Origin of the sequence: Streptomyces sp. Ru72 (assembly GCF_002920635.1) — a bacterium.
Classification (GTDB): domain Bacteria; phylum Actinomycetota; class Actinomycetes; order Streptomycetales; family Streptomycetaceae; genus Streptomyces.
This window is the reverse complement of record NZ_PQSR01000001.1, coordinates 127,674-151,307: the sequence shown is the minus strand read 5'-3', so window position 1 is coordinate 151,307 and position 23,634 is coordinate 127,674. Positions and strand designations below refer to the sequence as shown.

At 68.2% G+C, this 23,634-nt stretch carries 21 protein-coding genes and 1 tRNA gene; 11 read left to right on the top strand and 11 right to left on the bottom strand.

Going from position 1 to position 23,634, the window contains the following annotated elements:
• The first annotated feature begins 403 nt into the window (after positions 1-403).
• Positions 404-604 (top strand): hypothetical protein, encoded by a 201-nt coding sequence (locus C3488_RS41210; protein WP_258053225.1) that lies wholly within the window; start codon positions 404-406, stop codon positions 602-604.
• A 284-nt stretch (positions 605-888) separates the two neighbouring features.
• The gene (locus tag C3488_RS42475; RefSeq protein ID WP_374955386.1) at positions 889-1,329 is read left to right on the top strand and encodes a DUF5959 family protein; all 441 of its coding nucleotides are present in this window, start codon (positions 889-891) and stop codon (positions 1,327-1,329) included.
• A 503-nt stretch (positions 1,330-1,832) separates the two neighbouring features.
• On the opposite strand, the gene C3488_RS00700 is transcribed toward C3488_RS42475, so the two are convergent.
• The 9 genes from C3488_RS00700 to dnaA form a co-directional block, all read right to left on the bottom strand.
• Positions 1,833-1,909 (bottom strand) — tRNA-Ile (locus tag C3488_RS00700).
• Positions 1,910-2,033: 124 nt separating this feature from the next.
• Positions 2,034-2,744 (bottom strand): DUF3566 domain-containing protein, encoded by a 711-nt coding sequence (locus C3488_RS00695; protein WP_103837303.1) that lies wholly within the window; start codon positions 2,742-2,744, stop codon positions 2,034-2,036.
• Positions 2,745-2,762: 18 nt separating this feature from the next.
• The gene (gene gyrA / locus C3488_RS00690) at positions 2,763-5,357 is read right to left on the bottom strand and encodes a DNA gyrase subunit A (protein WP_103837302.1); all 2,595 of its coding nucleotides are present in this window, start codon (positions 5,355-5,357) and stop codon (positions 2,763-2,765) included.
• Positions 5,358-5,399: 42 nt separating this feature from the next.
• Positions 5,400-7,484, bottom strand: coding sequence for a DNA topoisomerase (ATP-hydrolyzing) subunit B (gene gyrB, locus C3488_RS00685; protein WP_103837301.1), 2,085 nt, complete (start codon positions 7,482-7,484; stop codon positions 5,400-5,402).
• Positions 7,485-7,846: 362 nt separating this feature from the next.
• Complete coding sequence (locus C3488_RS00680; RefSeq protein ID WP_103837300.1) at positions 7,847-8,380, bottom strand: DUF721 domain-containing protein; 534 nt, start codon at positions 8,378-8,380, stop codon at positions 7,847-7,849.
• Entirely contained in the window at positions 8,377-9,498 is a 1,122-nt protein-coding gene (gene recF, locus C3488_RS00675) for a DNA replication/repair protein RecF (protein ID WP_103837299.1), read from the bottom strand. The genes C3488_RS00680 and recF overlap by 4 nt, the downstream gene beginning before the upstream one ends.
• 53 nt (positions 9,499-9,551) lie before the next feature.
• Complete coding sequence (gene gnd / locus C3488_RS00670) at positions 9,552-10,427, bottom strand: phosphogluconate dehydrogenase (NAD(+)-dependent, decarboxylating) (RefSeq protein WP_103837298.1); 876 nt, start codon at positions 10,425-10,427, stop codon at positions 9,552-9,554.
• Positions 10,428-10,599: 172 nt separating this feature from the next.
• Positions 10,600-11,730, bottom strand: coding sequence for a DNA polymerase III subunit beta (dnaN, locus tag C3488_RS00665; protein WP_103837297.1), 1,131 nt, complete (start codon positions 11,728-11,730; stop codon positions 10,600-10,602).
• 915 nt (positions 11,731-12,645) lie between these two features.
• Positions 12,646-14,592 (bottom strand): chromosomal replication initiator protein DnaA, encoded by a 1,947-nt coding sequence (gene dnaA / locus C3488_RS00655; protein WP_103837296.1) that lies wholly within the window; start codon positions 14,590-14,592, stop codon positions 12,646-12,648.
• Positions 14,593-15,017: 425 nt separating this feature from the next.
• Here dnaA and rpmH point away from each other — a divergent pair, with 425 nt between their 5' ends.
• The 9 genes from rpmH to C3488_RS00610 all read left to right on the top strand — a co-directional run bounded on the left by rpmH (position 15,018) and on the right by C3488_RS00610 (position 21,985).
• Entirely contained in the window at positions 15,018-15,155 is a 138-nt protein-coding gene (gene rpmH, locus C3488_RS00650; protein WP_003956500.1) for a 50S ribosomal protein L34, read from the top strand.
• Between the two features lie 18 nt (positions 15,156-15,173).
• Positions 15,174-15,548: a ribonuclease P protein component gene (rnpA, locus tag C3488_RS00645; protein ID WP_103837295.1), complete on the top strand. Its 375-nt coding sequence runs from the start codon at positions 15,174-15,176 to the stop codon at positions 15,546-15,548.
• Complete coding sequence (gene yidD, locus C3488_RS00640; protein ID WP_103837294.1) at positions 15,545-15,898, top strand: membrane protein insertion efficiency factor YidD; 354 nt, start codon at positions 15,545-15,547, stop codon at positions 15,896-15,898. The genes rnpA and yidD overlap by 4 nt, the downstream gene beginning before the upstream one ends.
• A gap of 3 nt (positions 15,899-15,901) precedes the next feature.
• Entirely contained in the window at positions 15,902-17,191 is a 1,290-nt protein-coding gene (gene yidC, locus C3488_RS00635; RefSeq protein ID WP_103837293.1) for a membrane protein insertase YidC, read from the top strand.
• Positions 17,192-17,206: 15 nt separating this feature from the next.
• Positions 17,207-17,719 (top strand): R3H domain-containing nucleic acid-binding protein, encoded by a 513-nt coding sequence (locus tag C3488_RS00630; protein WP_103837292.1) that lies wholly within the window; start codon positions 17,207-17,209, stop codon positions 17,717-17,719.
• Positions 17,720-17,837: 118 nt separating this feature from the next.
• Positions 17,838-18,554 (top strand): 16S rRNA (guanine(527)-N(7))-methyltransferase RsmG, encoded by a 717-nt coding sequence (rsmG, locus tag C3488_RS00625; RefSeq protein WP_103837291.1) that lies wholly within the window; start codon positions 17,838-17,840, stop codon positions 18,552-18,554.
• Positions 18,555-18,868: 314 nt separating this feature from the next.
• Positions 18,869-19,942, top strand: coding sequence for a ParA family protein (locus C3488_RS00620; RefSeq protein ID WP_103837375.1), 1,074 nt, complete (start codon positions 18,869-18,871; stop codon positions 19,940-19,942).
• Positions 19,939-21,042: a ParB/RepB/Spo0J family partition protein gene (locus tag C3488_RS00615; RefSeq protein WP_103837290.1), complete on the top strand. Its 1,104-nt coding sequence runs from the start codon at positions 19,939-19,941 to the stop codon at positions 21,040-21,042. The genes C3488_RS00620 and C3488_RS00615 overlap by 4 nt, the downstream gene beginning before the upstream one ends.
• Before the next feature lie 325 nt (positions 21,043-21,367).
• Positions 21,368-21,985 carry a GNAT family N-acetyltransferase gene (locus tag C3488_RS00610; protein ID WP_103837289.1) on the top strand — a complete coding sequence of 206 codons (618 nt, stop codon included), beginning with the start codon at positions 21,368-21,370 and terminating at the stop codon, positions 21,983-21,985.
• A gap of 127 nt (positions 21,986-22,112) precedes the next feature.
• Here the strand turns inward: C3488_RS00610 and trxA are convergent, their stop codons facing one another.
• Positions 22,113-22,445: a thioredoxin gene (gene trxA / locus C3488_RS00605; protein WP_103837288.1), complete on the bottom strand. Its 333-nt coding sequence runs from the start codon at positions 22,443-22,445 to the stop codon at positions 22,113-22,115.
• 43 nt (positions 22,446-22,488) lie between these two features.
• Positions 22,489-23,460, bottom strand: coding sequence for a thioredoxin-disulfide reductase (gene trxB, locus C3488_RS00600; protein ID WP_103837287.1), 972 nt, complete (start codon positions 23,458-23,460; stop codon positions 22,489-22,491).
• Positions 23,461-23,634: the final 174 nt, after the last annotated feature.

Sequence of the window (23,634 nt, the reverse complement as noted above, 5' to 3'; positions counted from 1 at the left end):
GACGGCCCGAGGCGATCAGCGATCCCGGCCGCAGGAGCGCCGTCCGCGGCGGTACCTCCCCTTGTCACTCGTCTGCCCCGTCGGGGGCGACGGGGAGCAGCCGTGCGCCGAAGCTGGGCCTGAACAGGGCCGGCGTGCACGCGCCGCACGGGCAAGGCGAAGGCATCTCGGATGTCACACCACACCGCGCCGGTGCCGGGATCCGCCTGGGTGGCCAGGTGGGTGGGAGCGCTGCTGTCCCTCGCCGTGGCCGCCATCCATGTCGTGGACCAAGGCGGCGTCACGGTGACGAGGGACCCCTTCTACCTCGGCGTCGCGTACCACGTCCTGGAGATCGCGGCCGTGATCACCGCCGCGCTGCTCCTCGTCGGCTTCGTCCGACCAGGATGGCTGCTGGCAGCCGGTGGCCGTCGGCCCCCTCCTCGGCTACATCCTCTCCAGGGGCCCGGGACTGCCCGACTACGGCGACGACATCGGCAACTGGACCGAACCGCTCGGGCTGCTCAGCCTGGCCGTCGAAGGAGCCCTGCTCCTGCTGTCGGTACCGCTCTTCGCCCGAAGCCTGCGCCCCGGACCGTCGGCACCAGAAGACCCCCGGCCCTAGTGGACCCGGGGTGTTTGTGCTGGTGGGGCTAACAAGATGTGAACCTGTGGCCTCATCCTTATCAGGTCGATCATGGGGACTCGGCGACGTCGGCGAACCGGCTGGCGCCCTTGGCTGATCGTCCGTTGTCGTTCGGCGTTGGTCGGCGCTGGCCGCACCTGTTGGTGTCACCTGTCGGTGTCAGCTGTTGGTGTCAGCCGACTGATTCCCTCTTGACAGATCTACTGCCAGTCCCTCCGGAAGAGGGGTCGGACACTCCCCCGTATCGTGCACGCAAGCCCTGGATGCACGACCGACAAAAAAAGGGGAGAAGGATGGACGAGTGGGGCCCTGTCGACTTGATACATCTGTCTGACGGACGAGGGGTCTCCCTCGTCCTGCGTGCAGTTGAGCCCCACAAAGCACGACACGCCCGGGTTCAGGCCGAGTGCCTTATAACTACGGATTTCGTAGATGCCCGCTTGAAGACCAACATCTGGCTTGATCACCTCGAAGAATGGGAGGAAGCACTAAGACGCCTCAGTGCTGGTGAAGACGCCAGCTGGCCCCAAGGAAGCCGAGGGCTGGAGCTGTACTTCCACCCACACGAAGACGGCTGGCTCTCCATCTCGGTCCACGATCCCGACAGGTTGACAGTGGCCCTGGGACTCGAACCAACGTCTGAGTGGCTTGATGAGCATGAGGCAAACCTTCAACGTCTACGTGACGCCTGCGGCGAGTCCTGAAGACAGACAAGACACGGGTGGGCGATGGCGAGACCCTGTCCGGTCCAGTCCGGGCGCCGGCCTGTTGCCCCGTGCCTCAACCACCACTCTCCCCAGCTCCCATCCCGTCCGCCGTCGACCCACACCGTGGAGCGGGCGTGGTCCATGGCATCCAGGTGGAGCGCGCCACTGTACGAACGACCTGGACGCCGTAGACCGCGTCTGCTCGGCTCTGCCTGGGTCGGCGGTGGACGGGATGGGAGCTCCCCGCGCATGCCACCTACGGACCCGCAGTCGGCGGCGGCGCCCCCTCCATCCCGGTGCCGGCCGATCCCCCGCCGGAGGCATTGTCTTGACCGGGGGCCGCTCTATGCGGTGATCGACCCATGGCCACCGGCCCTATCAACGTTCTTCTGGCGGCCGACGAGCGGTGCCCCTGCACGCTTCCTGACGTGGCCCGACCGTTGGTGTCAGCTAGCGGTGTCAAAAGACCCCCGGCCCTAGTGGACCGGGGGTCTTTGTGCTGGTGGGGCTAACAGGATTTGAACCTGTGGCCTCATCCTTATCAGGGATGCGCTCTAACCAACTGAGCTATAGCCCCGCCGCGCTCTGCGGTGTGTCTCCCGCGCGCTGACCCCTGAAGATTAGCGCACCAGGTGGGAAGTCCCAAAATCGATACCCGGCGGGCGGGCTCCCGGGCCTCCGCGAGAACGCGAGGGCGGTGTCTACTCGTCCTCCGCCAGCGTCAGTTCGATGCCGCCCACGAAACCGGCCGACAGGTTGTAGATGAAGGCGCCGAGCGTCGCCAGGGCCGTCGCCAGGACGACGTCGATGACCGCGATGATCGTGGTGAACATCAGGACGTGCGGCAGGGACAGGAACGCCTGCAGGTCGAAGCCGTTCGACTCGTTCGAGCCGGTGGCCTCCGAGATCGTGCCGCCGACCGTGGAGAAGACGCCCATCGCGTCCATGACCATCCACAGCACCGCGGAGGCCACGATCGTGCAGATGCCGAGCGCGATGGAGAGCAGGAAGCTGACCTTCATCACCGACCACGGGTCGGCCTTGGCCACACGCAGGCGTGCCTTGCGGGTGCGGGGCATCGTGCCCGCCCCGGTGCGGGGGCGGCGTACGGCACCGGCCGGGGCCTGCGGCTGGTAGGCCTGCGGCGGGTGGTAGGGGCCCGCGGGCTGCTGCCGGCGCTCACCGGGCAGCGGGGACTCGGTCGGCTGTGCGCCGGGGGCGGGCTGCGCGGCGCCGGCGGCGGCCGGGCCGGAGCCGGGCTTCTGCTGCGGGTCGAGGGAGGGCGAGTCGGTCGCGGGCGGCTTGATCGCCTTCAGATTCGTCGTGTGCGGATCTGTCGCTTCCGCGGCGGAGCCACGGCCGCCGCCGTCCGTGTCCATACCGGTCGATCCGGCGCCCGTGGCTCCGCTCACGCTGACTCACTCCTCGTGCTACTCGGCCGAGGGCGCCTCACCCTCGTCCGTGCCGGTGGTCGCGGCACCTTCCGCGGTCTCGTCCACGGCCACGTCGCCGTCGACTTCCTCCGCCTCGCGTCCCGCCTCGGCGTTACGTGCGATACCGACCACGGCATCGCGCTTGCCCAGGTTGATCAGTTGGACGCCCATGGTGTCACGGCCCGTCTCCCTGATCTCATTGACCCGCGTACGGATCACACCGCCGGACAGTGTGATGGCGAGGATCTCGTCGGTCTCCTCGACCACCAGCGCGCCGACGAGCGAGCCGCGGTCCTCCACGATCTTGGCGGCCTTGATACCGAGGCCGCCGCGACCCTGGACGCGGTACTCGTCGACGGCGGTCCGCTTCGCGTACCCACCGTCGGTGGCAGTGAACACGAACGTACCGGGTCGAACAACATTCATCGAGAGCAGTTCGTCGCCCTCACGGAAACTCATGCCCTTGACACCCGAGGTGGCGCGGCCCATCGGGCGCAGGGACTCGTCGGTCGCCGTGAACCGGATCGACTGTGCCTTCTTGCTGATCAGAAGCAGATCGTCTTCCGGCGAGACCAGTTCGGCCCCGATCAGTTCGTCGTCGGAACCGTCCGCCGTCTCACGGAGATTGATCGCGATGACACCGCCGGAACGGGGCGAATCGTAATCCTTCAGAGGCGTCTTCTTGACCAGGCCGCCCTTGGTGGCCAGCACCAGGTACGGCGCGGCCTCGTAGTCGCGGATGGCGAGGATCTCGGCGATCGCCTCGTCCGGCTGGAAGGCCAGCAGGTTCGCCACGTGCTGGCCGCGCGCGTCCCGGCCGGCGTCGGGCAGCTCGTAGGCCTTGGCGCGGTAGACACGGCCCTTGTTGGTGAAGAACAGCAGCCAGTGGTGCGTCGTCGACACGAAGAAGTGGTCGACGATGTCGTCTTCCTTGAGCTTCGTGCCGCGCACGCCCTTGCCGCCGCGCTTCTGGGCGCGGTAGTCGTCGGTCTTGGTGCGCTTGATGTAGCCGCCGCGGGTGACCGTGACGACGATGTCCTCCTCGGCGATCAGGTCCTCGATGGACATGTCGCCCTCGTACGGGATCAGCTTCGTCTTCCGGTCGTCGCCGTACTTCTCGACGATCGCGGCCAGCTCCTCGCTGACGATGCCGCGCTGGCGGACGGGGGAGGCGAGGATCTCGTTGTACTCGTTGATCTTCGCCTGGAGTTCGTCGTGCTCCTGGACGATCTTCTGGCGCTCCAGGGCGGCCAGGCGCCGCAGCTGCATCTCGAGGATGGCGTTGGCCTGGATGTCGTCGATCTCCAGCAGGCTCATCAGGCCCTCACGCGCGATCTCGACGGTCTGGCTGCCCCGGATCAGGGCGATGACCTCGTCGATGGCGTCCAGGGCCTTCAGCAGGCCGCGCAGGATGTGGGCCCGCTCCTCGGCCTTGCGCAGGCGGAAGCGCGTACGGCGGACGATGACCTCGATCTGGTGCGTCACCCAGTGGCGGATGAACGCGTCCAGGGACAGGGTGCGCGGCACGCCGTCGACGAGCGCCAGCATGTTGGCGCCGAAGTTCGTCTGCAGGTCGGTGTGCTTGTAGAGGTTGTTCAGCACGACCTTGGCGACCGCGTCCCGCTTGAGCACGATGACCAGGCGCTGGCCGGTGCGCGACGACGTCTCGTCGCGGACGTCCGCGATGCCGCCGATCTTGCCGTCCTTCACCAGGTCGGCGATCTTCTGCGCCAGGTTGTCCGGGTTGACCTGGTAGGGCAGCTCGGTGACCACCAGGCACTGGCGGTTCTGGATCTCCTCGACCTCGACGACCGCGCGCATGGTGATCGAGCCGCGGCCGGTGCGGTAGGCCTCCTCGATGCCCTTGCGGCCGACCACCAGGGCGCCGGTGGGGAAGTCCGGGCCCTTGATGCGCTCGATGAGGGCGTCGAGCAGCTCCTCGTGCGAGGCCTCCGGGTTCTCCAGGTACCACTGGGCGCCGGCCGCGACCTCGCGCAGGTTGTGCGGCGGGATGTTGGTCGCCATGCCGACCGCGATACCGGCCGAGCCGTTGATCAGCAGGTTCGGGAAGCGGGCCGGAAGGACCGTCGGCTCCTGGGAGCGGCCGTCGTAGTTGTCCGTGAAGTCGACGGTCTCCTCGTCGATGTCACGGACCATCTCCATGGACAGCGGCGCCATCTTGCACTCGGTGTAGCGCATCGCCGCCGCCGGGTCGTTGCCCGGGGAGCCGAAGTTGCCGTTCGAGTCCACCAGCGGCATCCGCATCGACCACGGCTGCGCGAGGCGGACCAGCGCGTCGTAGATCGAGGAGTCGCCGTGCGGGTGGTAGTTGCCCATGACGTCGCCGACGACACGGGCGCACTTGTAGAAGCCGCGGTCGGGGCGGTAGCCGCCGTCGTACATCGCGTACAGCACGCGGCGGTGGACGGGCTTGAGGCCGTCCCGGACGTCGGGCAGCGCTCGGGACACGATGACGGACATCGCGTAGTCCAGGTACGAGCGCTGCATCTCCGTCTCGAGCCCGACGGGCTCGACGCGCAGGCCGCTCTCGCCGCCCTCTTCAGGCGTCACAGGCATGTTCTCGTCGGTCATTGCTGGTGAGGATCCTTCCTGGTGCGGTCAGCTGAGACCGACTCAGATGTCGAGGAAGCGGACGTCCTTGGCGTTGCGCTGGATGAACGCGCGCCGCGCCTCGACGTCCTCGCCCATCAGGACCGAGAACAGGTCGTCGGCCTGGGCGGCGTCGTCGAGGGTGACCTGGCCGAGGACCCGGTGCTCCTGGTCCATCGTGGTCACGCGCAGCTCCTCGGCGTTCATCTCGCCGAGGCCCTTGAAGCGCTGGATCGAGTCCTCGCGGACCCGCTTCCCGCGCTGGCGTCCCATCTCGATCAGCGCGTCGCGCTCGCGGTCCGAGTAGGCGTACTCCACGTCGTCCCGACCCCACTTGATCTTGTACAGCGGGGGGCGGGAGAGATACACGTGCCCGGCCTCGACCAGCGGCCGCATGAAGCGGAAGAGGAAGGTCAGCAGCAGCGTGCTGATGTGCTGGCCGTCGACGTCGGCGTCCGCCATCAAGATGATCTTGTGATAGCGGAGCTTCTCGATGTCGAAGTCCTCGTGCACGCCCGTACCGAAGGCCGAGATCAGCGCCTGGATCTCCTGGTTCTGCAGGATCTTGTCGATCCTGGCCTTCTCCACGTTGAGGATCTTGCCGCGGATCGGGAGGATCGCCTGGTACTGCGGGTTGCGGCCGGACTTGGCGGAGCCACCGGCGGAGTCACCCTCGACGATGAAGATCTCGCACTTGGCGGGGTCGTTGGACTGGCAGTCGGCGAGCTTGCCCGGCAGGGACGCCGTCTCCAGCAGGCCCTTGCGGCGGGTCAGGTCACGCGCCTTGCGGGCCGCCACGCGCGCGGTGGCCGCCTGGATGGCCTTGCGGACGATGTCCGCGGCCTCGTTCGGGTTGCGGTCCAGCCAGTCGTTGAGGTGCTCGTAGACCGCCTTCTGCACGAAGGTCTTGGCCTCCGTGTTGCCCAGCTTCGTCTTGGTCTGGCCCTCGAACTGCGGTTCACTCAGCTTGACCGAGATGATCGCGGTCAGACCCTCGCGGATGTCGTCACCCGTGAGGTTGTCGTCCTTCTCACGCAGCAGCTTCTTGTCCCGCGCGTACTTGTTGACCAGCGAGGTCAGCGCGGCACGGAAGCCCTCCTCGTGCGTACCGCCCTCGTGGGTGTGGATGATGTTCGCGAAGGAGTACACGCCCTCGCTGTAGCCGCTGTTCCACTGCATCGCGACCTCGAGGGACAGGCTCTTGTCCTTGTCCTCGGCCTCGAGATCGATCACGGAGGGGTGCACCACGTCTCCCTTGCGGGAGTTGAGGTACTTCACGAAGTCGACGATGCCGCCCTCGTAGTGGTACGTGACGGTCTTGACCTCGTCCTTCTCGTCGGCACCCGCCTCGTCCGCGCCGCTCGTGGCCTTCGCGGACTCACGCTCGTCGGTGAGCCGGATCGTCAGGCCCTTGTTGAGGAACGCCATCTCCTGGAAGCGCCGCGAAAGCGTCTCGAAGGAGTACTCGGTGGTCTCGAAGATGTCCGGGTCGGCCCAGAAGGTGACCGAGGTGCCGGTCTCGTCCGTGGCCTCGTGCTTGGCGAGCGGGGCCGTCGGGACGCCCATCTTGTAGTCCTGCGTCCACCGGTGGCCGTCGGTCCTGACCTCGACGGAGACCTTGGACGACAGGGCGTTGACGACGGAGACACCGACGCCGTGCAGACCGCCGGAGACGGCGTAGCCGCCGCCGCCGAACTTGCCGCCCGCGTGCAGCACCGTCAGCACGACCTCGACGGCCGGCTTCCCCTCGGAGGGGACGATGCCCACCGGGATACCGCGGCCGTTGTCGACGACGCGCACACCGCCGTCGGCCAGGATCGTCACGTCGATGGTGTCCGCGTACCCGGCCAGCGCCTCGTCGACGGAGTTGTCGACCACCTCGTACACGAGGTGGTGCAGTCCTCGCTCACCGGTCGAACCGATGTACATGCCGGGTCGCTTGCGGACCGCGTCCAGACCCTCGAGGACGGTGATGGCGCTGGCGTCGTACGACGCGGTGACCTCGCCGTTGGAGGCGGCCTCCGCGCCGTTCAGGCCGGCGTCGGTGGACGGGATGTTCTCGTTGGGGTTGCCGGAATCGGCCACGAAGCGCCCTTTCTGGCACAGCACGAGCCGGGCTCGTCGGCGGGTTGCCGGAGCGGCTGCGGCATGTTGCGTTGGTAAGCCTTGATCAGCGTTGCTCAGCTTTTCCCGGACGGTCCCCACGTTCGGGGCGGGATTGTCCTCCAGTCTACCGGTAGCGCCGACAGTGATGGGGGTTTGCCGGTACCTGAGTCCGCATGTGGCGCCCTCAACCGGTCTCGCCCGACTCCCCATATGCGGAGCGGGGCTCCAAGAGGCTCTGAGCGGCACTCAGCGCTTCCGGCTGTCAACCCTTGGCTACGTGGGAGTAAGACCGGTGTCCGCGACCGTGCGCGGGCACGCCGGAAGAGCCGTCGCCCCCTGCCGTCGACGGATTTGTGTGATGTCTGTCACCCGTAGGTGTCCCCGGGTCCCGAGCTCCCCGGAGCGCGCAACGGGCCGAAGCGGCGGGCGGGGCCGCCAGGGCCCTGGACCTTGATCAGCCGGACCGTGCCGTGCCCCAGGTCCTCGTTGAGCCGCGCCACCAGCTGCGGCGCCAGCAGCCTCAGCTGCGTCGCCCACGCCGTGGAGTCGCACCGTACGACCAGCACCCGCTCGTCCTCGTCGTACGTCTGCGGAACGCAGTGCCGGGCGAGGTCCTCTCCGACGATCTGCGGCCAGCGGCCCATCACACCGCCCACCGCGGCCGGGGTCTCCCAGCCGCGCTCCGTGATCAGCCGGTTGATCGCCGCACCGAGCGGCATGGGGTCGCGCCGGTCGCCGCGCGCGCCGGAGCGCAGACCGCCGCTCCGCGCCTGCCTCTTCTGCTGTGCCGCCTCCCCCCGCGCGCGTGCCTGTTCCTTCGCGGCCCGCAGCGCCACGCGCGCGAGGTCCACGCCGGACGGCTCCGGCGTCTTCTTCGGGGTGGGCTCGTCGGTGCTCATGCGCGCTCCACGGTGCCGTCGGACACGGAGTACCGCGTCCCCGTCAGTACGTCCGGTACGTCGTCGTCGACCGCGGCCGTCACCAGGACCTGCTCCCCGGGCGCCACCAGCTCCGCCAGCCGCTCGCGCCGGCGGCTGTCCAGCTCGGCGAAGACGTCGTCGAGGACGAGCACCGGCTCGTTGCCCTCCGCGCGCAGCAGGTCGTACGACGCCAGGCGCAGCGCCAGCGCGTACGACCAGGACTCGCCGTGGGAGGCGTACCCCTTCGCGGGCAACTGACCGAGCTTGAGCAGCAGGTCGTCCCGGTGCGGTCCGACCAGGGTGACGCCGCGTTCGATCTCCTGTCTGCGGGCGTCGGCGAGCGCCGCCGTCAGCTGCTCGTACAGGGCCTCACGCGTGTGCGCCTCGCCGGGCGCGGACGGCTTGTACTCCAGGGCGACCGGACCGCCACCGGGCGCCAGCTGCTCGTACGCCTTGTCCGCGAGCGGCTGGATCGCCGCGATCAGGTCGAGGCGCTGGGCGAGCAGCTCGGCGCCCGCGCGCGCGAGGTGCTGGTCCCAGACGTCGAGGGTGGACAGGTCCATGGAGCGGCCGCCGTGACGGCGGGCCAGCGCGGCCGACTTCAGCAGCGTGTTGCGCTGCTTGAGAACCCGCTCGTAGTCGGAGCGGACGCCGGCCATCCGCGGGGAGCGCGCGGTGATCAACTCGTCCAGGAAGCGGCGGCGCTCGCCCGGGTCGCCCTTGACCAGCGCGAGGTCCTCGGGCGCGAACAGCACCGTCCGTACGATGCCGAGCACGTCCCGGGGCCTGACCTGCGAGGACCGGTTGATGCGGGCGCGGTTGGCCTTGCCCGGGTTCAGTTCCAGCTCGATCAGCTGCTGTCTCTCGCCCTGACGCACCGCGGCCCGGATGATCGCGCGCTCGGCGCCCACGCGGACGAGGGGGGCGTCGGAGGAGACACGGTGGCTGCCGAGGGTGGCGAGATAGCCGACGGCCTCCACGAGGTTCGTCTTGCCCTGGCCGTTGGGGCCGACGAAGGCGGTGACGCCCGGGTCGAGCGGGACTTCGACCCGGGCGTACGAGCGGAAGTCGGCCAGCGACAGATGCGTGACGTGCATGGTCGTTCGCCGACCTCCCCCAGGGTTGTGGACCGCCAGGCGGCCCTTAAGGATTACTTCTTCTCTACGGCGTGGCCGCCGAACTGGTTGCGCAGCGCGGCGATCATCTTCATCTGCGGGGAGTCGTCCTGCCGCGAGGCGAACCGGGCGAACAGGGACGCCGTGATCGCCGGGAGCGGGACGGCGTTGTCGATGGCCGCCTCGACGGTCCAGCGGCCCTCGCCGGAGTCCTCGGCGTAGCCGCGCAGCTTGTCCAGGTGCTCGTCGTCGTCCAGGGCGTTGACCGCGAGGTCGAGCAGCCAGGAGCGGATGACGGTGCCCTCCTGCCAGGAGCGGAAGACCTCGCGGACGTTCTCCACGGACTCGACCTTCTCCAGCAGTTCCCAGCCCTCGGCGTAGGCCTGCATCATGGCGTACTCGATGCCGTTGTGGACCATCTTCGAGAAGTGGCCCGCACCGACCCTGCCCGCGTGGACCGAGCCGTACGGCCCCTCCGGCTTGAGCGCGTCGAAGATCGGCTGCACCTTGGCGATGTTCTCGGGGTCGCCGCCGTACATCAGCGCATAGCCGTTCTGCAGGCCCCACACACCGCCGGAGACTCCGCAGTCGACGAAGCCGATGCCCTTGACGCCGAGTTCGGCGGCGTGCCTCTCGTCGTCCGTCCAGCGGGAGTTGCCGCCGTCCACCACGACGTCACCAGGCTCCAGCAGCTCGGCCAGTTCGTCGATCGTCGACTGGGTCGGGGCACCGGCCGGGACCATCACCCAGACCACGCGCGGACCCTTCAGCTTGCCCACAAGCTCTTCCAGGCTGTGGACATCGGCGAGGTCCGGGTTGCGGTCGTATCCGATGACGGTGTGACCCGCGCGGCGTATCCGCTCGCGCATGTTGCCGCCCATCTTGCCGAGGCCGACGAGACCGAGCTCCATCAGTTGTTCCTTAGGTCGCTGTGTGGCGTGTGAGGCACGTTCGTACCCGTGTCCGAGCCTAAACCCGGGCGGTCACGCACAGCTGTGGGCATACGCGCTCATACGTGGTCCCACCTGCGGCTTCCCCCTGGGCCCCGTCATCCACCGGACCCCAGGGGACTGTGGACGAGCGTCAGCCGCTGAGGCGCACCGGCATGATCAGGTACTTGTACGCCTCGTCCGCCTCGGCGTCCATGGCCGGCTTGCCGCCCAGCAGGGCGGGCTTCGTGGACGTCGTGAAGGACAGCTGGGCCACCGGGGAGTCGATCGCGCTCAGGCCGTCCAGCAGGAAGGTCGGGTTGAAGGCGATCGAGATGTCGTCGCCCTCCAGCTGGGCGTCGACCCTTTCCACAGCCTGTGCGTCGTCGCTGGAACCGGCCTCCAGGATCAGCACGCCCTGCTCGAAGCTCAGCCGCACCGGGGTGTTGCGCTCGGCGACCAGCGCCACACGCTTGACGGCCTCCACGAAGGGTGCGGTCTCCAGGGTGGCGATCGAGTTGAACTCCGTCGGGAACAGAGTGCGGTACTTCGGCAGGTCGCCCTCCAGGAGGCGGGTCGTCGTCCGCCGCCCGGCCCCCTCGAAACCGATCAGACCCTCGCCCGCGCCCGAGCCGGACAGGGCCAGGATCACGCTGTCGCCGCTGGTCAGCGCCTTGGCGGTATCCAGGAGCGTCTTGGCGGGCACCAGGGCGACCGCGGACGCCTCCGGGTTTTCCGGCTTCCACAGGAACTCGCGGACCGCGAAGCGGTAGCGGTCGGTGGAGGCCAGCGTGACCGTGTCGCCCTCGATCTCGATGCGCACACCGGTCAGCACGGGCAGCGTGTCGTCACGGCCGGCGGCGATCGCCACCTGCTGCACGGCGGAGGCGAAGACCTCGCCGGGGACCGTGCCCGTCGCGTTCGGCATCTGCGGCAGCGCCGGGTACTCCTCCACAGGCAGTGTGTGCAGGGTGAACCGGGAGGAGCCGCAGACCACCGTCGCCCGTACACCGTCTGTGGAAATCTCCACCGGACGGTTGGGGAGGGCGCGGGAGATGTCGGCGAGGAGGCGGCCGGAGACGAGGACCGTGCCCTCCTCCTCGACCTCGGCCTCCACGGACACACGCGCGGAGACCTCGTAGTCGAAGCTGGACAGGCTCAGCTGACCGTCCTCGGCCCTCAGCAGCAGGCCGGCGAGGACAGGCGCCGGCGGACGGGCCGGGAGGCTGCGCGCCGCCCAGGCCACTGCCTCCGCGAGTACGTCGCGTTCCACCCGGATCTTCACCGTAAGCCGCCTCCTGCTGTTGCCGGCGCTCTCGCCCTGCTTGGCCTTCGTCGTCTGACTCGGTGTCGTGGGTCCCGGCGAGGGGAAGGACACCGGGGACCAGTCTGACGCACCCGACTGACAGTAGGTGCCTCTCGGGGTCAAGTCGTGACGAGGGGCAGTCGGGAGCCGGAGGGCGAGTTGTGCACAGACCCCGCTTCCAAGCGAATTCCCCGGTCTCTCTAGTCGGGAGTAGTAGTAGGGCCTGTGGAAACCGTGGATAACCGCGTTGTCCCAGGTCGGAGGCGGAATTTTGTCCACGGGGCCTGTGGGCGCAGCCCGTGGACAACCAGGGGTCTTTGTGGAGAACGGAAAGTTCTGCACACCCCGTGCACAGCCTCGGGGCACTTCTCCCCAGTGCCGTCCCCAGTTTTACCCGGCTTTCCCACAGGGCAACCCAGCACCATGGTGTGACGCCTTTCACTCCCGTCGGTGAGGAGGCGCGCCGCGTTGCCGAACAGTGGACAGGACTGTGGAGAAGCTGGGGATCACTGGGGACAACTCGCCTCGGCCTGTGGGTTGCCAGTGGACAACTCCGTGCACAGCCTGTGGATCTTCTCCTCGTCCACAGACTGTGGAGATTCTTCGTCCACGAATCCACAAGCCGGTGAGCTGGCCTGATGGTTCTTCCCCAGCACTCCCTGTGGACGCGATCTGGACAACTCCGCGGTCCCCAGGATGTGGACGGAAGAAAGTCACCGGATCTGTGGAGAGTGGCCGTAACGCGGCAGGTAATCGAACAGCGGGTGTCGCGAGGCGTCCGGTGGGCCGGGGACGAGGGCAGGAGCAGACCCGGAACGCAGAAGGCGCCCCGGGGCCTTGCCCCGGGGCGCCTGCGGAGGCGTAGGACCGTCCGCGCCGGCCGTGACGGCCGCGTCAGCCGTTCTTGATGCGGTTCGTCAGTTCCGTCACCTGGTTGTAGATGGAGCGCCGCTCGGCCATCAGCGCGCGGATCTTGCGGTCGGCGTGCATCACCGTCGTGTGGTCGCGGCCCCCGAACTGCGCGCCGATCTTCGGCAGCGACAGATCGGTCAGCTCACGGCACAGGTACATCGCGATCTGCCGCGCGGTCACCAGGGCGCGGCCGCGCGAGGTGCCGCACAGGTCCTCCACCGTCAGCCCGAAGTAGTCGGCGGTGGCCGCCATGATGGCCGTCGCGGTGATCTCGGGGGCCGTGTCCTCGCCGCCCGGGATCAGGTCCTTGAGCACGATCTCCGTCAGCCCCAGGTCCACGGGCTGCCGGTTGAGCGACGCGAACGCCGTCACCCGGATCAGCGCGCCCTCCAGCTCGCGGATGTTGCGCGAGATCCGGGAGGCGATGAACTCCAGCACCTCCGGCGGCGCGTTCAGCTGCTCCTGTACCGCCTTCTTCCGCAGGATCGCGATGCGCGTCTCCAGCTCCGGCGGCTGGACGTCGGTGATCAGCCCCCACTCGAAGCGGTTGCGCAGCCGGTCCTCCAGGGTGACCAGCTGCTTGGGCGGCCGGTCCGAGGACAGCACGATCTGCTTGTTGGCGTTGTGGAGCGTGTTGAAGGTGTGGAAGAACTCCTCCTGCGTCGACTCCTTCTGCGCCAGGAACTGGATGTCGTCGACGAGCAGGATGTCCATGTCGCGGTAGCGCTTGCGGAAGGCATCCGCCTTGCCGTCGCGGATGGAGTTGATGAACTCGTTGGTGAACTCCTCGGAGCTCACGTACCGCACACGCGTGCCGGGGTACAGGCTGCGCGCGTAGTGCCCGATCGCGTGCAGCAGGTGGGTCTTGCCGAGCCCCGACTCCCCATAGATGAACAGGGGGTTGTAGGCCTTGGCAGGGGCCTCGGCGACGGCGACGGCTGCGGCGTGCGCGAAGCGGTTCGAGGCACCGATCACGAACGTGTCGAAGAGGTACTTGGGGTTCAGGCGCGCGGTGGGCTCGCCCGGTCCGGTCGCCGGCGCGGGCTGCGCGGCCAGCGGGCCGGGGGCGCCGGTCGTGGGCAGGTTCGGGCCGACCGGGCCGCCTCTGTGCACGTGGCCGTTGCCGGGGGGTGGCTCCGGGAGCTCCCGGCGATCGGGCCGCTGCTGGTCGTAGTCGGGGCGACCGCTGTCGTAATCCGGGCGCCCACCTTCGTAGTCGGGGCGCCCGGCGTCGTAGTCCGTGCGTCCGCCGTCGTAATCCGAGCGCTGCTGCTCGTAGGGCGAGCGGTCCAGCGATTGCGTGCGGTAGTCCGGTGTCGCGTACGGGTCACGCTCGGGGAAGCCGAGCCGCTGCTGCTGCCAGCCGTAGTCGTCCTGGGTGGGGCGCGGCCAGGCGCCGGGTTCGGGGCGCTGGTACTCGCCCGGGTACGCGGGCCGGGCGGCCGGGAGCTGGTCGGCGCGGGTGGGCGGGAGCTGGTCGCCGGGACGCTGGTCGGGGCGACCGGCGCGGTGGTCGCGGTGGTCGCGGTGGTCGTCGGCGCGGTGGCGCCCGTACCCCTCGTAGCCGCCACCGTCATATGCGTCGCGGCCCTGCTGAGAGGGCGGCTCGGGCTCCTCGTAGCGCGACTGGGCGGGCGGGGCCGGCGGCTCACCCGCGGAGTCGTCGACGGTGATCGCGATACGGATCGGGCGGCCGCACTCACGGCTCAGCGTCTCGCTGACGACCGGCGCCAGGCGTCCCTCCAGCACACCCTTCGCGAACTCGTTCGGAACGGCGAGCAGGGCGGTGTCGGCCACCAGAGCCAGCGGCTGGCAGCGCCTGATCCAGTGCTCGTCCTTCGCCTCGACGCCCGGCCCGTGGCCCTCACCGAGGAGCTGCTCGAGTACTCGCGGCCACACTGCGGCAAGATCGGCGGGTACGTCAGCCACAGGGCACGCTCTCTCACAGGTCCCACGAACGTGTGGTTGCGGGACGGGTCGGGATGTGAATCGGTTCGGTCAGGTCAGGAGCAAAACTGCTCGGGCAGGGACAAGGGAACGAATCGGAGTCCAGTCACGGTAGTCAGGGCGGCCCGTACGGTTCAAGTTGTTGTCCCCAGCCTGTGGACAAGTGTCCCCGACCGGCCACCGGTTTGACCGGACGGCGCGGCCCCGCGTACCGTAACCAGGTCGAGTTGTCGATGGCTGCTGCCGCCTGCCTCCGATGGGCACAGATCACGTACCAGTGTGCCGACCAGGGCACATGTCGGTGATCGGGAAGCGGTGCACTCGGGCGTAATGCGAGCTACTCGTGGGCGCACGGTGACAGCCAGGCGACACCCCGCCACCCACCGAATCATTACTGGAGCCCCCGAGTGAGCAAGCGCACCTTCCAGCCGAACAACCGTCGTCGCGCGAAGACCCACGGCTTCCGGCTGCGTATGCGCACCCGTGCCGGCCGCGCCATCCTGGCGTCCCGCCGCAGCAAGGGTCGCGCCCGCCTGTCCGCCTGACCGCGTACAGGTCATGACGTGCTGCCTACCGAGCATCGGCTGAGGCGGCGCGAGGACTTCGCGACCGCGGTACGCCGAGGACGCCGGGCCGGACGCCCGCTTCTCGTCGTCCACCTTCGTAGCGGTGCCACGGACCCGCACGCGCCTGGGGAGAGCGCTCCCCCGACGCGTGCGGGTTTCGTCGTGAGCAAGGCCGTGGGCGGAGCGGTCGTCCGCAACAAGGTGAAGCGCAGGCTTCGCCATCTGATACGTGACCGAGTGGCCCTGTTGCCCCCCGGTAGCCTGGTAGTCGTACGAGCGCTGCCCGGTGCGGGTGACGCCGACCATGCACAGCTGGCCCGAGACCTGGATGCCGCTCTCCAGCGGCTGCTGGGAGGAGGGGGCGCGCGATGAAGTACCCGCTGCTGGCTCTGATCAAGCTGTACCAGTGGACGATCAGTCCGCTGCTCGGGCCCGTGTGCAAGTACTACCCGTCGTGTTCCCACTACGGCTACACGGCCATCGACCGGCACGGTGCGATCAAGGGGACGGCACTGACCGCCTGGCGCATCCTGCGGTGCAATCCGTGGTCGCTCGGCGGTGTGGACCATGTCCCGCCGCGCAAGCGTCCGCGGTGGCACGAAATGCTGCGTGACGCCTGGCGTGCACGCAAGGGCGGGCCCTCCGCCGCCGAACCGGCCACCGAAGGGGACCTCCCTTCGAGCCCGGCCGCAGAGACCTCGTCCCATGCCCAAGGAGCATGATTAGTGGACACGATTGCCAGCCTCTTCAGCTTCATCACCACACCCGTTTCCTGGGTCATCGTCCAGTTCCACAAGGTGTACGGCGCGATCTTCGGCGCCGACACCGGCTGGGCGTGGGGCCTGTCCATCGTGTCCCTGGTGATCCTGATCCGTATCTGCCTGATCCCGCTCTTCGTGAAGCAGATCAAGGCGACCCGGGCCATGCAGACGCTCCAGCCCGAGATGAAGAAGATCCAGGAGCGCTACAAGAACGACAAGCAGCGTCAGTCCGAAGAGATGATGAAGCTGTACAAGGAGTCGGGCACCAACCCGCTCTCCTCGTGCCTTCCCATCCTGGCGCAGTCTCCGTTCTTCTTCGCCCTCTACCACGTCCTCAACGGCATCGCGACGGGCAAGACGATCGGTGTCATCAACGACACGCTGCTTGCCAGCGCCCGTAAGGCGCACATCGTCGGCGCCCCGCTGGCCGCGAAGTTCACGGACGGCTCGGGCAAGGTCGCCCAGCTCGGCGCCTCGCTGACCGACGTCCGGGTGGTCACCGCGGTCATGATCGTCCTGATGTCCGCGTCGCAGTTCTACACGCAGCGCCAGCTGATGACGAAGAACGTCGACACGACGGTGAAGACGCCGTTCATGCAGCAGCAGAAGATGCTGATGTACGTCTTCCCGGTCATGTTCGCCGTCTTCGGCATCAACTTCCCGGTCGGTGTCCTCGTCTACTGGCTGACCACCAACGTGTGGACCATGGGCCAGCAGATGTACGTCATCCACAACAACCCGACCCCGGGTTCCAAGGCCCAGGCCGCGTACCTGGAGCGTCTGCACAAGCACGTCACGCACCACGGCAAGATCCGCCGGCGGAGCGAGAAGGCCATCGTCAAGGCGATCGTCGCCAAGGGGCGCGACCGCAACGAGTTCGAGCGCAAGTTCATCAACGGTCTGACCAAGGCGGGCCTCGCTGCCCAGCCCGACGGCACCGTGGTGAAGAGCGAGGTCACGGCCGTCGCCGCCGCTGAGGACGGTACGACGGTCACCGGTGCTTCCGTCCCGAAGCGTCAGCAGCCCAAGCGGCAGAGCAAGGCGCAGCGCCAGTCCGGTGGTACCAGGCCGGCCGGGGGCTCCGAGCCGACGACCTCCTCGCCGTCGCTGGAGAAGGCCGATGAGCCGCAGGACGCCAAGCCGGCCGGTGCCGCCAAGAAGGCGACGCAGCAGCCCGGTAGTGGCACCCGTAGCCGGGCCCAGTCCGGCCAGCGCAAGGGTCCGCAGCGGCCCAAGTCCCCGTCCAAGAAGTAAGAAGGAGTCCATCCCGTGACGGAAGGCACCACCTCCGCCGCTGCCGAGGGTGCAGACACCCTGACCCGCCTGGAGCAGGAGGGTGAGATCGCGGCGGACTACCTCGAGGGTCTGCTGGACATCGCCGATCTCGACGGCGACATCGACATGGACGTCGAGGGCGACCGCGCGTCCGTGTCGATCATCAGCGACACGGGCAGCCGTGACCTGCAGAAGCTGGTCGGCCGTGACGGTGAGGTGCTGGAGGCGCTCCAGGAGCTCACGCGCCTGGCCGTGCACCGGGAGACCGGCGACCGCAGCCGCCTGATGCTCGACATCGCGGGCTTCCGTGCCAAGAAGCGCGCCGAGCTCTCGGAGCTCGGCGCCAAGGCGGCGGCCGAGGTCAAGAGCACCGGGGAGCCCGTGAAGCTCAAGCCGATGACGCCGTTCGAGCGCAAGGTGGTGCACGACGCGGTCAAGTCCGTGGGCCTGCGCAGCGAGTCCGAGGGCGAGGAGCCGCAGCGCTTCGTCGTCGTGCTGCCCGCCTGAATCGGTCCGTACGTCTCTCCGGCCCCGTCTGTAGCGCAGGCGGGGCCGAACTTTGTCAGCCTGGTAGTTCTGGTGATCGGCGCTGGTCGCGCTGATGCGGTACGGAAGGACGGTCCCCGTGACGGAGGCAGCGGAGCTCCCCCCTGCGCCCGAAAAGGCACGTGACGTATTCGGTGATCGCTTCGCGGATGCGGTCCGGTACGCCGAGCTGCTGGCAGAGGCGGGCGTGCAACGAGGGCTCATCGGCCCGCGCGAGGTGCCCCGCCTGTGGGAGAGGCACCTGCTGAACTGCGCGGTGCTCTCGGAGGTCGTCCCCGAAGGGGTGACGGTGTGCGACGTCGGCTCGGGTGCCGGGCTGCCCGGTATTCCCCTGGCGCTCGTCCGGGACGACCTGAAGATCACGCTGCTCGAGCCGCTGCTGCGGCGCACCAATTTCCTCACCGAGGTCGTCGAGCTGCTCGGCCTTGATCATGTGACCGTCGTTCGCGGTCGCGCCGAGGAGGTCATGGGCAAGATTCCGCCGGTCCATGTCGTGACCGCGCGGGCGGTGGCTCCGCTGGATCGTCTGGCCACCTGGGGCATTCCGCTGCTGCGCCCCTACGGGGAGATGCTGGCCCTCAAGGGCGACACCGCGGAAGAGGAACTGAAGAGTGCGGCCACGGCTCTGGCCAAGCTCGGTGCGGTCGAGACGTCCATCCTCCATGTAGGGGAGGGCATCGTGGACCCGCTGTCGACCGTGGTACGGGTCGAGGTCGGAGAGAGCCCCGGTGGGGTGCGGTTCGCGGCCAAGCGGGCTAAGGCAGCCCGGACGGGGCGGGCGCGCCGGCGTCGTTGATCCGGCGGTTGTCTGATCTGGTCTGAGCGTGGGCCGTACGCCACACAAACTGCCAAACCTACGCATCTCGGAGTGTCGCGGAGGCCCGACCGCAGCTGCTGTGCATCGTGTTTCACGTGAAACGTCGCTCACTGCTGCACGGCATCATCAATCGCGGCCGGGCTGCGGCCGAACCCCGCGAACGTAAGCCTCTCGGATCTCTCGGGAGACCGTCCACTCATAGCGCGGTATCCCCCGTGGAGGGTACGGAGTTGTCCACAGAGGTGGATTTCTCCACAGAAGACCAGACCTCACTGGTTCACAACCCCGAAGGCATGGGAGGCTCTGTTCATTGCGAGCCTGATGTCGAGGAGAGTGAATCGTTGCGGTCCGACGCCAACATCGCGGGACCGATGACCGATCCGGTCCCCGGTCCCCGTACCGAGTCGATGGGGGAGGATGTTTCACGTGAAACACCGCCCCCGATGGACGACACTCCCATCGGTCGTGCTGCCCAACTTGCGGTGGAGGCACTGGGTCGCGCCGGTGAGGGACTGCCGCGGCCCGAGCAGACCCGGGTCATTGTGGTCGCCAATCAGAAGGGTGGCGTGGGCAAGACGACGACGACCGTCAATCTCGCCGCCTCCCTCGCCCTGCATGGAGCCCGCGTCCTGGTGATCGACCTGGACCCGCAGGGCAATGCTTCGACCGCGCTGGGTATCGACCACCACGCCGAAGTCCCGTCCATCTACGACGTGTTGGTCGAGAGCAAGCCGCTCGCGGAGGTCGTCCAGCCCGTCCTCGATGTGGAAGGTCTCTTCTGCGCTCCCGCCACGATCGACCTCGCGGGTGCGGAGATCGAGCTGGTGTCCCTGGTGGCCCGGGAGAGCCGACTGCAGCGGGCGATCCAAGCCTATGAGCAGCCGTTGGACTACATCCTCATCGACTGCCCGCCTTCTCTTGGCCTGTTGACAGTCAACGCCCTGGTTGCCGGGCAAGAGGTGCTCATTCCGATCCAGTGTGAGTACTACGCATTGGAGGGTCTGGGCCAGCTGCTTCGCAATGTCGACCTGGTGCGGGGACACCTCAATCCGACCCTGCATGTGTCGACCATCCTGCTCACCATGTACGACGGGCGGACGCGACTGGCATCCCAGGTCGCGGAAGAGGTACGCAACCACTTCGGCGACGAGGTGCTGAGGACCAGCATTCCTCGCTCGGTCCGTATTTCGGAGGCGCCGAGCTATGGACAGACGGTGCTGACCTACGATCCAGGATCGAGCGGTGCACTCTCGTATCTTGAGGCGGCACGTGAAATCGCGCTGAAGGGTGTCGGCGTCCACTACGACGCACCGCACGCCCATGTCGGCGCCAGGACGGAACAGAGCATGGTGGAGGGGATTCAGTGAGCGAGCGACGGAGGGGGTTGGGCCGTGGTCTCGGCGCACTGATCCCTGCTGCTCCGACAGGGGACAAGGCGACGGCTCAGGGGGCGGGGGGCGGTGGTGCACCCGCCTCACCGGCGGTGGTACCCGTTCTGACTACGGACCGTGGAGTGGCGGCCGCGAAGGTGGCCACGCTGTCGAGCGTTTCACGTGAAACCGAGGACACGTCCGCCCAGAGTGCGGTGGAGACGACCGCGCCGCCGATCGGCGCCCACTTCGCCGAACTGCCCCTCGACGCCATCACCCCGAATCCACGGCAGCCCCGGGAGGTGTTCGACGAGGATGCGCTCGCCGAACTCGTCACCTCTATCAAGGAGGTCGGCCTTCTCCAGCCGATCGTGGTGCGTCAGGTGGGCTCGGCGCGCTACGAGCTCATCATGGGCGAGCGGCGCTGGCGGGCCTGCCGTGAGGCCGGCCTGGAGGCCATCCCGGCGATCGTGCGAGCCACGGACGACGAGAAGCTGCTCTTGGACGCCCTCCTGGAGAACCTGCACCGAGCGCAGCTGAACCCGCTGGAAGAGGCAGCCGCCTACGACCAGCTCCTCAAGGACTTCAACTGCACCCACGACCAGCTGGCCGACCGCATCGGCCGGTCACGTCCTCAGGTGTCCAACACTCTGCGGCTGCTGAAGCTGTCGCCGGCGGTGCAGCGCCGGGTGGCCGCCGGGGTGTTGTCGGCGGGGCACGCTCGGGCGCTGCTGTCCGTGGAGGACTCGGAGGAGCAGGACCGGCTGGCGCACCGGATCGTGGCCGAGGGGCTGTCCGTGCGCGCCGTTGAGGAGATCGTCACGCTCATGGGGTCCCGGCCGCGCAGCGCCCCGCGTTCCAAGGGGCCACGCGCCGGTGCCCGGGTTTCCCCGGCACTCAGCGACCTGGCGACTCGGCTCTCGGATCGCTTCGAGACTCGGGTGAAGGTCGACCTCGGACAGAAGAAGGGAAAGATCACCGTCGAGTTCGCGTCGATGGAGGATCTGGAGCGGATCCTCAGCACGCTCGCCCCGGGCGAGGGGCCGGTACTGCACAAGAGCGTGCAGGACGGCGACGCCGACGAGCCGGAGGACTGAGCCTTCCGGGTGAAGCCGGTCGCGATCGTCGACCCTCCAGGTGGGCCGTGTCCGGTGTGTACCGGAACACGGCCCGCTCTTTGCTTTCAGGCAGTATCGATCGAATCACCAACGTGGATACGATGCGTTCGGGTATGGCGCATCCACCTGACGGCACCTTGATCGGGGAGGCGGGGGCCATGCGAACCATGAGCCGTACCGGACTGGTGACCGCGGGCCTGAGTGTGGGAGCGGTCGGCGGGTTCGTCGGCAGCCTGCTCAGGGAGCGGAGCGCTCTGACAGCCGCCCGCAGTGCTGCGGGCGAAGGAAGCGAGGAACTGCCTTCATGGGGCGTCGGCTCGTACCGCTCACGCTGGACAACCTTCCGGACCTTCCCAAGCGCTGTCGCGCGTGTGTCTTCTGGGAACTGGACCCCGTCAGCGGAGAGGCGGCGGTAAAGGCCGGCACGTCCGCGCTCGAGAAGGAGGCCTGGATCTCCGCTGTCCTGCTGGACTGGGGGTCCTGCGGCCGGGTGGTCTACGTGGATGACGTACCGGTGGGCTTTGTGCTGTACGCGCCGCCTGCCTATGTCCCGCGGTCCACGGCCTTTCCCACGAGCCCGGTGTCACCGGATGCGGTCCAGCTGATGACCGCCTTCATCATGCCCGGTTACCAGGGTCAGGGGCTTGGCCGGGTGATGGTCCAGACAGTCGCCAAAGATCTGTTGCGTCGGGGTTTCAAGGCGATCGAGGCCTTCGGCGACGCACGCTGGAAGGAGCCGGCGTGTCTCCTGCCCGCCGACCACCTGCTGGCCGTGGGATTCAAGACAGTACGGCAGCACCCGACGTACCCCCGGCTCAGGCTGGAACTGCGCTCGACACTCTCCTGGAAGGAAGACGTCGAGCTGGCGTTGGATCGTCTGCTGGGAGCCGTACAGAAGGAGCCGGCGCTGCGGCCTCTTTAGTCGCGCTCATGCCTAGGGGCCGACCCCGAAAGGTCGGCCCCTAGCCGTTTCACGTGAAACATGGCCACCTCGCTCGGTGACCGCGCTCGGTGACCGCGCTCGGCGGCCCGGCTCAGTGGCCCGCCGTCTACTCGGCGATGAAGTCCTCGAGGTCGCGGACGATCGCGGCCTTCGGCTTGGCACCGACGATGGTCTTGGCGACCTCGCCACCCTGGTAGACGTTCAGGGTCGGGATCGACATGACGCCGTACTTCGCGGCCGTCGCCGGGTTCTCGTCGATGTTGAGCTTGACGACCTCGATCTTTTCGCCGTACTCGGCGGCGATCGCCTCGAGCGATGGGGCGATCTGGCGGCAGGGGCCGCACCAGGCGGCCCAGAAGTCCACCAGGACGGGCTTGTCGCTCTTGAGGACGTCCTCCTCGAAGGAGGCGTCGGTCACGTTCTTCAGGGTGCCTGCCACGGCGGGCTCCTTACCTCGGTGATGCGATGGGCGAAACGGGGGGTCAGACGGTGGTCTTCTCGGGCTCGGCCTGCTGCTCGCTGTCCGCGAGGGCGGCGAGGTAGCGCTCGGCGTCCAGGGCGGCGGAGCAGCCCGTGCCGGCGGCGGTGATCGCCTGGCGGTAGGTGTGATCGACGACGTCGCCCGCGCCGAAGACACCAGTCAGGTTGGTGCGGGTCGAGGGGGCGTCCACCTTGAGGTAGCCCTCCTCGTCGAGGTCGAGCTGGCCCTTGAAGAGCTCGGTGCGCGGGTCGTGCCCGATCGCGATGAACAGGCCGGTCACCGGCAGCTCGGTGAGTTCACCGGTCTTCACGTTGCGCAGGGTCAGGCTCTCGAGCTTGGGGTTGCCCTTGATCTCGGCGACCTCGCTGTCCCACACGAACTTGATCTTCGGATCGGCGAAGGCGCGGTCCTGCATCGCCTTCGAGGCCCGCAGGGTGTCACGACGGTGCACGATGGTGACGGACTTGGCGAAGCGCGAAAGGAAGGTGGCCTCCTCCATCGCGGTGTCGCCGCCGCCGATCACGGCGATGTCCTGGTCCTTGAAGAAGAAGCCGTCACAGGTGGCGCACCAGGAGACTCCGCGGCCGGAGAGGGCGTCCTCGTTCGGAAGTCCCAGCTTGCGGTGCTGGGAGCCGGTGGCGACGATGACGGCCTTCGCCTTGTGCACCGTGCCCGCGGTGTCCGTGACGGTCTTGATCTCACCGGTGAGGTCGACGGAGACAATGTCGTCCGGAACCAGCTCGGCACCGAAGCGCTCGGCCTGCGCGCGCATGTTGTCCATGAGCTCGGGGCCCATGATGCCGTCCTGGAAACCGGGGAAGTTCTCGACCTCGGTCGTGTTCATGAGCGCACCACCCGCGGTGACGGCGCCCTCGAACACCAGTGGCTTCAGCGACGCGCGCGCGGTGTAGAGCGCCGCCGTGTAACCGGCGGGCCCGGAGCCGATGATGATCACGTTACGGACGTCGCTCACGGCTTGTTTCCTCGTCTCTGGAGACTGCTGCTGCCTACTGCCGGTGGGAGCCTCGCTCGGCGCTCTCACCCCACCCAACGGATCCTAAGGGGCCCGCATTCCCGGTGTGCCCGGGCACACGGGCACACGGCACCGCACACAGTTCCCAATGACACCCGGATAGGAACCGGTCCG